The sequence below is a fragment of the Amycolatopsis sp. NPDC006125 genome, from assembly GCF_040614195.1.
Taxonomy (GTDB): domain Bacteria; phylum Actinomycetota; class Actinomycetes; order Mycobacteriales; family Pseudonocardiaceae; genus Amycolatopsis_E; species Amycolatopsis_E tucumanensis.
The window spans coordinates 1-13,050 of record NZ_JBEXTZ010000091.1; the positions used below are offsets into that span (position 1 = coordinate 1).

The 13,050-nt window shown below is 73.3% G+C and carries 14 protein-coding genes; 9 read left to right on the forward strand and 5 right to left on the reverse strand.

Annotated features, from left to right (window positions below):
• Positions 1-259: 259 nt before the first annotated feature.
• On the reverse strand, positions 260-820 hold the full coding sequence (locus ABZ193_RS33735) for a hypothetical protein (RefSeq protein WP_354712746.1): 561 nt from the start codon (positions 818-820) through the stop codon (positions 260-262).
• Positions 821-872: 52 nt separating this feature from the next.
• Between ABZ193_RS33735 and ABZ193_RS33740 the strand changes: the two genes are divergently transcribed.
• Positions 873-1,460: a DUF4291 domain-containing protein gene (locus ABZ193_RS33740; protein ID WP_354712723.1), complete on the forward strand. Its 588-nt coding sequence runs from the start codon at positions 873-875 to the stop codon at positions 1,458-1,460.
• A gap of 133 nt (positions 1,461-1,593) precedes the next feature.
• On the opposite strand, the gene ABZ193_RS33745 is transcribed toward ABZ193_RS33740, so the two are convergent.
• Positions 1,594-3,096, reverse strand: coding sequence for an FAD-dependent monooxygenase (locus ABZ193_RS33745; protein WP_354712724.1), 1,503 nt, complete (start codon positions 3,094-3,096; stop codon positions 1,594-1,596).
• A 73-nt stretch (positions 3,097-3,169) separates the two neighbouring features.
• On the opposite strand from ABZ193_RS33745, the gene ABZ193_RS33750 reads away from it, so the two are divergent.
• Positions 3,170-3,880: a TetR/AcrR family transcriptional regulator gene (locus ABZ193_RS33750; RefSeq protein WP_354712725.1), complete on the forward strand. Its 711-nt coding sequence runs from the start codon at positions 3,170-3,172 to the stop codon at positions 3,878-3,880.
• A 12-nt stretch (positions 3,881-3,892) separates the two neighbouring features.
• Here the strand turns inward: ABZ193_RS33750 and ABZ193_RS33755 are convergent, their stop codons facing one another.
• Positions 3,893-4,270, reverse strand: coding sequence for an STAS domain-containing protein (locus ABZ193_RS33755; RefSeq protein ID WP_027936570.1), 378 nt, complete (start codon positions 4,268-4,270; stop codon positions 3,893-3,895).
• A 149-nt stretch (positions 4,271-4,419) separates the two neighbouring features.
• Here ABZ193_RS33755 and ABZ193_RS33760 point away from each other — a divergent pair, with 149 nt between their 5' ends.
• The 7 genes from ABZ193_RS33760 (at position 4,420) to ABZ193_RS33790 (ending at position 11,004) form a co-directional block, all read left to right on the forward strand.
• Positions 4,420-5,259 carry an MEDS domain-containing protein gene (locus ABZ193_RS33760; protein ID WP_237337182.1) on the forward strand — a complete coding sequence of 280 codons (840 nt, stop codon included), beginning with the start codon at positions 4,420-4,422 and terminating at the stop codon, positions 5,257-5,259.
• On the forward strand, positions 5,256-6,191 hold the full coding sequence (locus ABZ193_RS33765) for an anti-sigma factor RsbA family regulatory protein (RefSeq protein WP_354712726.1): 936 nt from the start codon (positions 5,256-5,258) through the stop codon (positions 6,189-6,191). The genes ABZ193_RS33760 and ABZ193_RS33765 overlap by 4 nt, the downstream gene beginning before the upstream one ends.
• Before the next feature lie 78 nt (positions 6,192-6,269).
• Entirely contained in the window at positions 6,270-7,031 is a 762-nt protein-coding gene (locus ABZ193_RS33770; protein WP_354712727.1) for a maleylpyruvate isomerase family mycothiol-dependent enzyme, read from the forward strand.
• A 77-nt stretch (positions 7,032-7,108) separates the two neighbouring features.
• Entirely contained in the window at positions 7,109-7,984 is an 876-nt protein-coding gene (locus tag ABZ193_RS33775) for a MoxR family ATPase (RefSeq protein WP_020422687.1), read from the forward strand.
• On the forward strand, positions 7,981-9,369 hold the full coding sequence (locus ABZ193_RS33780; protein WP_354712728.1) for a VWA domain-containing protein: 1,389 nt from the start codon (positions 7,981-7,983) through the stop codon (positions 9,367-9,369). Before ABZ193_RS33775 ends, ABZ193_RS33780 begins: the two co-directional genes overlap by 4 nt.
• A gap of 78 nt (positions 9,370-9,447) precedes the next feature.
• Positions 9,448-10,401: a hypothetical protein gene (locus tag ABZ193_RS33785; RefSeq protein WP_235716297.1), complete on the forward strand. Its 954-nt coding sequence runs from the start codon at positions 9,448-9,450 to the stop codon at positions 10,399-10,401.
• A 369-nt stretch (positions 10,402-10,770) separates the two neighbouring features.
• Positions 10,771-11,004, forward strand: a complete 234-nt coding sequence (locus tag ABZ193_RS33790) for a hypothetical protein (protein WP_020422690.1) — start codon at positions 10,771-10,773, stop codon at positions 11,002-11,004.
• 12 nt (positions 11,005-11,016) lie between these two features.
• On the opposite strand, the gene ABZ193_RS33795 is transcribed toward ABZ193_RS33790, so the two are convergent.
• A complete protein-coding gene (locus ABZ193_RS33795) occupies positions 11,017-12,054 on the reverse strand; it encodes an iron chelate uptake ABC transporter family permease subunit (protein WP_354712729.1) in 1,038 nt (345 codons plus the stop codon).
• Positions 12,051-13,046 (reverse strand): ABC transporter substrate-binding protein, encoded by a 996-nt coding sequence (locus ABZ193_RS33800; protein WP_354712730.1) that lies wholly within the window; start codon positions 13,044-13,046, stop codon positions 12,051-12,053. The genes ABZ193_RS33795 and ABZ193_RS33800 overlap by 4 nt, the downstream gene beginning before the upstream one ends.
• Positions 13,047-13,050 lie beyond the last annotated feature (4 nt).

The window sequence follows — 13,050 nt, forward strand, 5'->3', positions numbered from 1 at the left end:
GGCCGCTGGCCGCGGGCGGCTGGCCACTGCCGACCGGCCACTGGCGGCTGGCCGCGGGCGACCGGCCACTGGCGGCTGGCGGCGGGCGACCGGCCACTGCCGGCCGCGGGCGGCTGGCCGGGAGGCGACTTCTCCCCCTGCGGAGGAGATACCGCTCCTGGGGCGGCACCCCCTCCTGGGCGCCGAATCCGATTGCCGCGCATCTCGGCCGTCACCGCGCCGGGCGATGGCCGCGGCGGCACCGTGCCGGGCGTGCGGCTCAGGCGTCGCCGCCTTCGAGGAATGCCCTGCCTCTCGGCGAGAGGCGATAACCCACCTCCAGGCTTTCCGTCAGGCCGAGTTCCTTCAGGCGCCGCACGCGGCGTTTGAACACGTCGCGCGCCAGGCCGACCCGCTCGGCCAGCTCCACGGCCCGCACGCCCTCGCTGTCGGCGATCAGCCTCAGGAACGCGCCGGTCCACGGCACCTCCGCCACCCGGTCCATCCGCCACAACGCGGCGCCGATCGCGGCGCGGTCGTCGTCCGTCAGGTCGGCGGTTTCCCGCAGGGCGATCCGCGGGTCCGGGCCCGCCACGCGCAGTCCGATCCGGTACAGCCGTCCCGAACCGCGGTCGGGCATCTGCGCCGCCGACTCGTAGCCCGCGGCCCTGGCGTCCTCGTCCGTCACCGTCGCGACCTCGTCCACCGAGGTCACCTCGACCACTCCGGCCGCGGTGCGCATCCGGGAGCCGGGGCGCACGCGGGGCGCGTCCCACCTGCGGAAGGCCACCGTGACGCGGCCCGCCGCCAGTCCCTCGATCGCCGCGCGGTCGAAGAGCATGCCCCAGTCTCGCACGCAAAACCGCTTGCGCCCATGCCCGAAGATCACCCACATGAGCAATGAGATCCGTGCCCGGTACGACGACGACACGATCGTCGTGTACCAGGCCTACTCCCCCGAGATCGCCGAGCCCGCCCTGCGCGCCGGCACGTTCGTGCCGCCGTTCAAGCGCGGCCGCATGACGTGGATCAAACCGTCGTTCCTCTGGATGGCCTACCGCAGCGGCTGGGCCCGCAAGCCCGGCCAGGAACGGGTCCTCGCGGTGACCATCACCCGCGCCGGCTTCGAATGGGCGCTGGCGCACTCGTGCCTGTCCGCGTTCGACCCGGGCCACCACCCCAGCGAGGACGCGTGGCGACGGCAACTGGCCACCAGCCCGGTGCGCATCCAGTGGGACCCGGACAAGAACCTGCACCTGCGCCCGCTCCCGCGACGCGCCATCCAGATCGGCCTGGCCGGCGAGGCCTCCGACCGCTACGTCGGCGAGTGGATCACCGGCCTGACCGACGAGACGGAACGCGCCCACGAGATCGAAGCGCTGGTGCGCGACCGCCGCCTGGACGAGGCCCGCGCACTCCTCCCGGAGGAGCGCCCCTACCCGGTCGACGCGGACCTGGCCGCCCGCATCGGCGCCGCCTAAGGGCCCACCGCGCCACGGCATCCGCGTCGCCCGACGGCCGCCAAGCGACGAAACCGTCCGGGCGCAACGGTCCAACATCCCCGCCCACCGCGCCGCCCGGCGGGGCCGGGCGAGTCGCTCGCGTCGGCCCGTGCTAGCGGGCCAGCACCCGCGCCACCACCGACTCCAGCACCGCATCCGCGCCCGCCACGGCGACCGGCGAGCGCCAGGCGACGAAGCCGTCCGGGCGCACCAGCAAGGCGCCGCCCTTCTCGATGCCGATCGTCGACAGCCAGTCCGCGTCCGGCAGGACCGCCGTGCCCATCGGGACGTCCAGGCGGGCGGCGGCCTTCTCCGCTGCCTCGCGCCAGGACACCTCGCCCGCGAACACCGCGAACCCGGATCCCACCAGGTCCAGAGTGGACACCCCGGGCGAGACCCACCGGTGCGGCAACCGGGATCCCGGCGCGCCATCCAGTGCGGCCGCCAAATCCTCTGTGGACGGTGGCCGCACGACCGCGTCGATGACCGCCGTCGAGTCGTACCGGTAGCCCATCGTCACCAGCGGCGCGTTCCACGCCCCGACGGCCTCCCGCTCCGCCACCGCGGCCGGGTCCCAGTGCAGCCGCGGGTTCTCCCAGCGCAGCACGGCCTGCCGCGTCACGAACTCGGCCACCGCGTGCCGCTCGTCGTGGTAGGTGTCCAGCAGGCCCTCGCCGGCCTGGCCTGCCAGCACCAGCGCCAGCTTCCACGCCAGGTTGTGCGCGTCGGCCATCCCCGTGTTGAGCCCGAACGCCCCGAGCGGCGAGACCGACCGCGCGGCGTCCCCCGCCAGGAACGCCCGCCCGGCCCGGAACTCCTCGGCCATCCGCAGCGTCGCGCGCCACCACTTCGCGGCGACCACCCGCACCGGCACGTCCGCGCCGAGCGCCGTCCGGATGAGTTCCTCGGGGCTCCCGGGCGCGCCGGTGTGCAGGACCCACCGCCGTTCGCCGACGCTGAGCAGCATCCCCCGCACGCCCGGGTGGCCGATCTCCACCATCGTCGGCAGCGCGCCGAAGAACCCGGTGAGATCCGCCTCGAACAGGATGTTCAGCACCGGCTCCCCCACCTCGCCGGGACCGGTCGTGCCGATCCCGAGCGCAGGCCGCACGGCGGTCTTCACCCCGTCCGCCCCGATGAGGTACCGCGTCCGCAGGACCCGCCCGTCGGACAGCTCCACCGACACCCCGTCCGCGAACTGCGAAACCCCGGCGACGGCCACGCCGAATTCCACCGTCGCACCACGCTCGCGCGCGGCGGGCATGAGCGCCGCGTCCAGCCGGTCCTGCGGGTAGTGGCCGACGGGCTGCTCCGGCGAGATCTCCGGCTGCGTGAACGGCGTCCGCCGCGGCGCGTTCGCCCGGTCGATCTCCGCGACCGTGCGCGCGTCCGCCTTCCACATCTCGGTCGACCGGACCGCGACAGCGTCGAGTTCCGCCGTCAGGCCGGCCTCGCGGAAGAACTCCAGCGTGCGCGGGCTGAGACCGAGCGCCCGCGGGTGCTCCGACAGACCCGCGCGGCGCTCGACCACGTGCGCGCGCACCCCGTGGTGCGCCAGGAACACCGCGGCGGCCAGGCCGACCGACCCACCACCGGCGATCACCACATCCGACATGAGCTTCCTCCTCCCAGACGGGAACACTGTTCCCACTCTTGGGAACACTGTACCCAAGAAGTACGCTGTGCCCATGCCGCCCGCCAAGAAGCCGCCGACGATGGTCTGGATGCGCGACCGGACGACGAAGACGCGGCCGGTCGTCACCGAGGAGAAGATCGTCCGGACGGCCATCGCGATCGCCGACGCCGAGGGACTGGACGCGCTGTCCATGCGGCGGCTGGCGGCGGAAATGGGCACCGGCACCACGTCGCTCTACCGGCACGTGGCCGGCAAGGACGAGCTGTTCGAGCTGATGGTCGACACGATCATCGGCGAGGAGCCGCTGCCCGAACCGGGCGACGACTGGCGCGCCGAGCTGGCCCAGCTGGCCCGCCGCCAGCGGGCCGTCATGCTGCTGCACCCCTGGCTCGCCCAGCAGGCGGCCCGCCACCCGACGCTCGGGCCGAACGTGATCGCGCGCGCCGACCACCACCTCGGCATCGTCTCCAGGATGACCGACGACCCGACGCTCGCGACGATGGTGGTGGACACGATCAACACCCACGTGCTGGGAGCGGTGTCCGCCGAGCTGGCCGAGCTGGAGGTCCAGCGCCGCACCGGCATGACCGAAGACGAGTGGCGGAACTGGGTGGGCGCCTACGTCCGGCAGGTCGTCGAGTCCGGCCGGTACCCGCACTTCAACCGGCGGGTGCTGGAAGCCGACGACGTCGATCCCGCCACCCGCTTCGAATTCGGCCTGGAATGCCTGCTCACCGGGATCGAAGCGGCCCTGCGCGGGTGAACTCCCGGACGGTCAGCCCGCGGCCAGCGCCTCGTCGACGGTTCCGTAGAGGTCGAGCACCTTGTCCAGCGCGGTGAGCGCGAAGATCCGGGCCAGCGAGCCCGGTGCGACGATCCGCAGCACGACGCCCGACGTGAGCGCGGCGGTGATCGCGGCCAGCCCGGACGATCCGAGGAACGCGACCCCGCTCAGGTCGACCACGACCACGCGCGGCCGTCGCGCCATCAAGCGGCGGAACGCGGCCTCCAGCCTGCCCGCGGTGGCCAGGTCGAGTTCGCCGCCGACCGCGAGCACGGCGACGTCGCGACTCGGCCAGCGGACCGAGACGTGCAGCGGTGTGGATGTGCTGAGTCCGGCGGATTCCTCCGGAACACGCGGAGCCCGTGACATGACGCGCTCGCCTACCCTTCGGCGACAGCATTCTGCGGCTGCGCTCTGAACCGCGTCCAACCCAGCGTAGTCGACGCGCCTCCGGCAGTACCACCGCCGGGCGCGACGGACCCTGTCCCGGCCGCCGCGGCGCGGTACGCTCGGATGCGATGAGACGGTCCGGAATCGTCGTGGACGCGCGCGGCCTCGGCTGCCACGACCACCTGTGCTGGGGCTACGAGGACCCGGCCGAGTTCCGGTCCCGGGTTCGGGAGTTCCTGGCCGAGGGTCTGGCCCTGGGTCACCGGGTCTGCTACGCCGGGACCGGCCCGGTGTCGCGCCTGGCCACGGATCTGGACGGCATCGTGGACGGCGGCGAGGCCCGCCGCCGCGGCGATCTGCGGGTGGTTTCGCTCGACGACCTCGGCGCGCTCGGCGATCCGCACGTGCGCTTGCGGATCTACGCGAAGGCCACCGAGGCGGCGCTGGCGGACGGCTACCGGGGCCTGCGGGTGGCGGCCGACGTCACCGGGCTGTTGCGGTCACCCACGCGGTTGAATTCGCTGGCGCGGTTCGAGCACCTCGCCGACGGCTACTCCGCGGTGCACCCGTTTTCCGCGCTGTGCGGCTACGACCGCCGGAAGCTGGACCGGCCCACCCTGGCGCTGCTGTCCGCGCTCCACCCGAGCGCCAACGAAAACGGCGCGGGTTTCCGGTTGCACGCCTCGGCCCGCGGCGGCTGCTGCGCGAGCCTCGGCGGCGAACTCGACCTCGCTTCGGCCGAGTTGTTCCCCCGCGCACTCGGCCACGTCGACCCCCGGCCCGTCGGCGGCCGGCTGGTGCTCGACGCGGCCACCCTGGACTTCATCGACCACCGCAACCTGCTGACGCTGGCCGAGCACGCCAGGCGGCACGCGGCCGAGGTGGTTCTGCGCGCTCCCCGCCCGGGACCGGCGAGCGTCGTGGAGGTCCTGAAACTCGAGGACATCCGCGTGGAGGCCCCGCGATGAGCACCGGATTCGTGCACGAGGCCCTGTTCTACGGCTCACCGGAGGAGTACCTGGCCGGGCTGGTGCCGTTCCTGACCGACGGCCTGGCGGCGGGCGATCCGGTGGCGGCCGCCGTGCCGGAGCCCAACCTGTCGCTGCTGCGCGAGGCGCTCGGCGACGACGCGAGCCGCGTGCACCTGCTCGACATGGGCGTCGCGGGCCGCAACCCGGGCCGGATCATCCCGCAGGTGCTGCGGGGCTTCGCCGACCGGCACCGCGACGCCGCCCGCGTGCGCATCATCGGCGAGCCCATCTGGGACGGGCGGTCCGCCGTCGAGTACCCGGCCTGCGCGCAGCACGAGGCTCTCATCAACCCGGCCTTCGCGGGCCGCGACGTGACGATCGTGTGCCCGTACGACACCAAGGCGCTCGACCCGGTCGCGATCGCCGACGCCCACGTGACGCACCCACTGGTCACCGAGGGTGGCGTGCGGCGCGGCAGCGACACCTACGCGTGGGACGACCTCGTCGCCCGGTACAACGACGAGCTGAAACCGGCCGCGGGCGCGGTGACGTTCCGCGTCCAGGTGCCGGACGACCTGTCCGTGGCGCGCCGGTCCGTCGCCGCCTACGCGCTGGAGTTCGGGCTGGGCGAAGCGCGCACCGAGGACCTGAAGCTGATCGTCACCGAGCTGGCGACGAACAGCCTGCTGCACGCCGGCACCGCGTGCGAGCTGAGCCTGTGGCGCGAGGGCGCGGAACTGGTCTGCTCGGTCACCGACGGCGGGCGGCTGACCGACCCGCTGGCCGGACGGCGCCCGCCCGAACGGGGTCAGCTGTCCGGGCGCGGCCTGCTGCTCGTCAACGACCTGGCCGACCTGGTCCGCACCCACCGCGCGCCGCACGGCACGACCATCCAGGTTCGCATGCGGCTGGACGGAAAGCCCTCGTGACAGAAGGGGCCGGGATGTCCACTTCGGAACCGATCCGGCCCCCACGGCGATCATCCAACCGGTATGTTCGGCCGGGTCATGACGAAACCCGACCAGCCGTTCCTCCTCGACACCCTGCGCGCCGAGATCCACGGCATCGGGGTCCTCGCCGCTCCGGCCGATCCGGACCTCCCGGTGCCTGCGTGTCCGGGGTGGACGGCGGGCGCGCTGGTCCGCCACCTCGGCGGGGTGGCGCACCGCGTGACCGACTGGGTGGACAGCCAGACCCTGCCGCTGGAGTGGGAACAGCAGCCGCCCGCGGGGCAGGACGTGCTGAGCTGGTTCCAGGCCGCGGCCGACGGGCTGTTCCGCAGCCTCGCCAGCCGCCCGCCGAGCTTCCCCTGCCAGACCTGGTTCCCCGCCGACCGGACCTACGGGTTCTGGCGCCGCCGGATGGCCCACGAGTTCACCGTGCACCGCGTCGACCTGGAGCAGGCGCTGGGCCTGCCGCCGGTGGTGGATCCGGCGCTGGCCGCCGACGGGGTGGACGAGGTGCTGACGGTGTGGCTGGCGGAGGGCAACCGGCCGGCGCCCGAGGACACGGTCTCGGTGGACGCCTCGGGCGAGGTGTTCGAGGTGCGGTGCGCCGGTCGCGTGTGGACGGTGCGGATGCCCTCGGGGACCGGAAATCCCTTGGTGCGACCGGAACCGGCGGCGAGCGCGGACGGGCGGGTGTCCGGCGCGCCGGCGGACGTGTACCTGTGGCTGTGGGGGCGCGGGCCTGCCGACCCGCTGACGGTGACCGGGGACGTCTCCGGACTGCGTGCGGCGCTGGCGGCTGTCACCCGCTACGCGGCGTGAGATTGGGCACGACAGCCGCGGGATCAGGTCGCGAGGGCCCACAATGGGTGGGTTGCGCACCACCCCAGGGAGGGCCGATGCAGGAGCCGTTGTTCGGCTCGGTCGACGAGGTCGTCGAGCGCCTGGCCGGCGCGGGCTACCTGGCGTCCACCGCCGTCGCCACCACCGTCTTCCTCGCCGACCGCCTCGGCAAGCCGCTGCTGGTCGAGGGCCCGGCCGGGGTCGGCAAGACCGAGCTGGCGCGGGCGCTGGCGCAGGCCACCGGCAGCGAGCTGGTCCGGCTGCAGTGCTACGAGGGCATCGACGAGGCCCGCGCGCTCTACGAGTGGAACCACGCCAAGCAGCTGCTGCGCATCACCGCGGGCCGCGACGAGGGCTGGGAACAGGCCCGCGACGAGGTGTTCAGCGAGGAGTTCCTGCTCCCCCGCCCGCTGCTCAAGGCGATCCGCAACCCGGACCCCACGGTCCTGCTGATCGACGAGACCGACAAGGCCGACGTCGAGATGGAAGGCCTGCTGCTGGAGGTCCTCGGCGACTTCCAGGTGACCGTGCCGGAGCTGGGCACGATCACCGCGCAGCGTCGCCCGTTCGTGTTGCTCACCTCGAACGCGACCCGTGAGCTGTCGGAGGCGCTCAAGCGGCGCTGCCTGTTCCTGCACCTGGACTTCCCCACGCCGGAGCTGGAGCGCGACATCGTCACGCTCAAGGTCCCCGGGCTGGACGCGCGCCTGGCGGACTCGGTGGTGCGGGTCGTGGCCGCGCTGCGGACGATGGAACTGCGCAAGGCGCCCTCCATCGCCGAGACCGTCGACTGGGCGCGCACGCTGCTCGCGCTGGGCGCCGACACGCTCGACGAGCAGGTGGTCGAGACCAGCCTCGGCGTGATCCTGAAGTACCAGAGCGATCACCGGAAGGCCGCGGCCGAGCTGCGGCTCGACTCGCTGCTGTCATGACCTCCCCGGCGCTGGCGCGGCGGCTGGTCGAGTTCGTCGGCTCGCTGCGCGAGCACGGCATCCCGGTCGGTCCCGGCGAAACGGTCGATGCGGCCGCCGCCGTGGACGTGCTCGGGCTGGCCGACCGCGAGGAGCTACGGGCCGCGCTGGCGGCGACCGTGCTGCGCCGCTCGGGGCAGCGGGGCACCTTCGACGCGTTGTTCGACCTGTACTTCCCGGTCGCGGTCGGCGCCGCGGAGACGGCCGGGGACGTGCCCGCGGACGCGGCGGAGCTGCGGGAAGCGCTGGTCGCCGCGCTCGCCGAGGGCGACGGGGAACGCCTGCGGGCGCTCGCTTCGGCCGCGGTCGACCAGTTCGGCCGGTACGGCTCGTTCGGCGACGGCGGGTCGGGCGGCGGCGGGGCGAACGGGATGCGCGGCTGGTCGGCCTACCAGGCGCTGGACCGGGTGCGGCCGGACGCGCTGCTGAACCGGGTGCTCGCCGCGATCCGCACGGACGACAGCGCGTTCGGCGACGCCGTCGCCCGCAGCGAGGCGCAATCCCGGATCACCACCTACCGCGAGGCCGTGCAGGCCGAAGCCCGCCGCCGCACCGCCGAGCTGCGCGGGCGTGAGCGGATCGCGCAGTACGCGGTGCCGCCGCAGACCGACCTGGTCAGCTTCACCAACGCCACCCGCGCCCAGCTCGCCGAGCTGCGGCGCACGATCCAGCCGTTGTCCCGCAAGCTCGCCACCCGGCTGGCAACGCGCCGCCGCCGTGCCCGGCGCGGGCAGATCGACCTGCGCCGCACGCTGCGCCGGTCGCTGGCGACCGGCGGGGTGCCGATGCGGCCGGCGATGCGCGACCGCCGTCCCGGCCGCCCGGAACTGGTGCTGCTGTGTGACATGTCCGGGTCGGTGGCCGGGTTCGCGCAGTTCACGCTGCTGCTGGTGCAGGCCCTGTCGGACCAGTTCAGCAAGATCCGCACGTTCGCGTTCGTCGAGCTGACCGACGAGATCACCGGCCTGGTCACCGCGGGCGCGGCGGACCCGGAGGGGCTCGCGCGGCGCATCCTAACGCAGGCGAAGCTCACCCGGTGGGGCATGAGCAGCGACTACGGCGGTTCGCTGGCGAGCTTCGTGGACGGGTGGCCGGACGCGGTCGGGCCGCGCACCTCGGTCCTGATCCTCGGTGACGGCCGCACCAACGGCGGCGACCCGAACCTGGACGCGGTGCGCCGGATCGCGGAGCGGGCCAAGCACGTCCACTGGCTCAACCCGGAGGCGCGATCAGCTTGGGGCACGGGCGATTCCGCCGCCCTGCGGTACGCGCGCGTGGTGCCGATGCACGAGTGCCGCAACCTGCGCCAGCTCACCCAGCTGGTGACCGAACTGCTGCCCGGCTGACGGTAACGAAGCCGTCTCGCGGGGAGTGATTTTCCCGCTGCTGTGTGTAAGTGGTCGAGACCAGGGCATCCCGTGGTCATGGCGGGGAGCACGGTCGGCAGGCGGGCGTTCCTCACCGCGGCCCTGGCGGGCGCGGCGAGCGTCGCCTGCAGCAGCGGTGGTGAGGGTTTCTTTCCCAGGCAGGCGCTTTCCGGGCGGCCGGCGCCGCTGGACGCGCCCGCGGCGGGGTTGCGCGGATTTCCGGCGCAGGTCGCCGCGCACAGCGTGGTCGAAGACCACCTGCTGGTCGGTTACTGCGGCGCGCCGGGCAGCCCGGCGCTGGGGCGGATGACCGGTGATCTGCAGGAGGCGTCCGCGCAGCTGCGCGAGCTGATCGGCACCTACCCGCGGACCCGGCCGGTGGTCCCGGTGGTCGAGCTGATCGCGACGACGGTGAACCCGACGCCGGGCCCGGACGGCATGTACCGCAGCCGGGCGAACGACAACACGATCCAGCGCTACCTCGACGCGGCGCGGGCGCTCGACGGGCAGCTGCTGCTCAACATCCAGCCGGGGCGCGCGGACTTCCTGCCCGAGGTCAAGGCGTTCGAGCGCTGGCTGACCGAGCCGGACGTCGGTGTCGCGCTGGACCCGGAGTGGGCGGTGGAACCGGGCGTCGTGCCGGGCGAGGAGTTCGGCGTGACGACCGGCGAGGAACTGGACGGCGTGGCCGCCTACCTCGCTTCGCTGGTGGCGCGGCACCGGCTGCCGGAGAAGATCATGGTCTACCACCAGGTGGCGGTGACGGTCGTGCGGGACATCGCCGGGCTGAAGCGGCACAACGGGGTCGCGGTGATCAACGTGGTGGACGGCATCGGCAGCGCCGAGGCGAAGAAGGCCACCTGGGACCAGGTGATGAAGCGCAAACCGCCGCACGTCAAGGCCGGGTTCAAGCTCTTCTACCAGGAGGACACCCGCGGCGGGCAACCGCTGATGACGCCCGAGCAGGTCGTCGGGCTGCAGCCGGAACCGGTCTACGTGGTGTACGAATAGGGCCCCCGAGCGCGGGGCAGTTGGGAGTCCGCACTCGGGGGCCACTCGCCTGCCACAACGCTCCGAGGGGGAGTTCGAGCGCGGGCAAGACGGCGGTGCCGGAGGTGTCGCGCCCACCCTCCGCGCGGGCCTTATCAGTGAATCGAGGCGAAAGCAGGGCGTGTTACTGGCAGGTCTTCAACAATTTCAGGGAATCCAGGAGATGTCGTCGGGGTCGCCGCCGATGAGGGTCTGCCGGGTGTCCTGTGAGCTGGCTCGCATGCCCCACGACGCTAGCGATTGTTGAACGATCCGTCAACCCGGTTGCTCGATTGTTCAACGATCCCCTATTCTGTGGCGCACCACACCGTTCTCGGAAAGGTGCCAGCGATGACCGCGTCCACCCTCAGCCACCGCGACGTCGAGTTCCTGAAAGCGGTTGCCGACGGCCGCGTGGAACTGACCGCGAGCAGCGAGCCGCACGTGTACGTCGACGGACTCTCCTGCTGCGACCAGTTCGGCGCGCGACTGCTGATCCACGCCGGCCTGGTCCGCCGCGTCCCCGGCACCGGCTCCCGCATCCCCGCCAAACTCACCGACGCCGGCCGCGACGCGATCAGGTGACCCGTTGAGCGCTTAGGCGGCCGCCCGCCGCGTCCACTGTGGACGGCTGCGGTACAGCACGGCCACGAACGCGGGCACGCCGATGATCGACGTGACCACGCCGACCGGCACCTCCTGCGGGTCGAGCACCGTACGCGCCAGCGTGTCGACCCACACCAGGAACACCGCGCCGGCCACGGCGGTCACCGGCAGCAGACGTCCGTGGCCGGGGCCGACCAGTGCGCGGGCCGCGTGCGGGAGCACCAGCCCGACGAACCCGACCGCCCCGCAGGCGCTCACCAGCGCGGCCGTCAGCAGCGCGGTGACGCACATCAGCACGATCCGCGTCCGCGTCAGCGCGACCCCGAGCGCCGCGGCGAGGTCCTGTCCGTAGGCGAGCACGTCGAGCGTCCGGGCGTGGCCGAAGCACACCAGCAGCGCGACGACCAGCACCGCGGCGCACACGCCGACCTCGGACCACGACGCGCTGCTGAACGACCCGAGCAGCCAGAACAACACGCCCCGCGTCGTTTCCGCGTCCCCGGCCGTCAGCACGACGAACGAGGTCAGCGCGGAGAACAACTGCATCGCCGCGACCCCGGACAGCACCACGCGCTCGGTGGTGCCGCCCAGCGTCTGGCTGAGCAGCAGCACGAGCCCGAACGACACCACCGCCCCGGCGAACGCCCCAGCGGACAACGACACCACTCCCCCGCCGACCCCGAGCACCACGACCAGCACGGCGCCGGTCGACGCGCCCGAGGACACCCCGAGCACGAACGGGTCGGCCAGCGGGTTGCGCAGCAGCGACTGCATGACCGCCCCGCACACCGCCAGACCCGCGCCGCACACGGCGGCGAGCAGGGCGCGCGGGATCCGCAGGTGCCACACGATCCCGTCGCGGACCGGCGAGAGCACCGGCTCCCCGAGACCGAGGTGGGCCAGGACGGTGGCGTAGACGTCGCCCACGCCGATCCCGGCCGGGCCGATCGTCACCGCGACGGCCACCGACACCACGAGCAGCGCGAGGCCCCCGGCGCACAGCGGCAGGACGCGCGCGGTGCGCGTCACCCGGCGAACCCGAACCCGCGCAGCGCCGCGGCGACCTGCTCGGCGCCGTCCACGGTGCGCAGCGTCGGGTTCATCGCCTGCCCGGACAGCAGCACGTACCGCTTGTTCCGCACCGCGGCCAGGTCGCGGGTCACCGGGTGCGACTCCAGGAACGCGATCTTGGCGGCCGCGTTCTCCGCGGTCTGCGAACGGCGGGTCAGGTCGCCGAGGACGATCACGTCCGGGTCGCGTTCGGCGACCGTCTCCCAGTTGATCTGCGGCCACTCCTCGCGCGTGTCGTCGAAGACGTTGCGGGCGCCGACGGTCGTCGTGATGATGCCGGGCGCGCCGCAGCAACCCGCCAGGTAGGGGGCCTCGGAGTTGGCGAACCAGAACATCAGCCGGGCGTTCGCGCCTGCGCCCGCGACCGCGCGCATCCGTTCCCGCAGGCTGGTGACCAGCTGTTCGCCGCGGTCCTCGACGCCGAAGATCCGCGCGAGGTCGCGGATCTCGGTGTAGACGGCGTCCATGGTCAGCGTCTCGGTGCGCGCGCCGTCACCGCCGCCGCTGGTGTCCTTGGCGCACTCGGTCGGCGACAGGTAGGCGGGCACCCCGAGCTGCTCGAACTGCTCGAGGGTGGCGACGCCGCCCTTGCCGAGGATGGCGCCGAACGAGGCGGCGACGAAGTCCGGCTCGGTGGCGAGCACGGTCTCGAACGACGGGTAGTTCTCGGCGAGCCGGGGCACCTTCGCGTTGTCCGCGGCCAGGTGCGGCAGCACGGGATCGGTCCAGGTGGCGGTGCCCGCCATGCGGTCGGCGAGGCCGAGGGACAGCATGATCTCCGCCGCGCCCTGGTTGAGCGCGACCGCCCGCCGCGGCGGTTCCGGCACGCGGACCTGGTGGCCGCAGTTGTCGACGGCCACGGCGGCGGTGTCTCCGGAGGGGGTGGCGCTCGCGCACCCGGTCAGCGCCAGCACGGCGGCGAGGAGCGGGAAGGTGATCGATCGGCGCACAGCG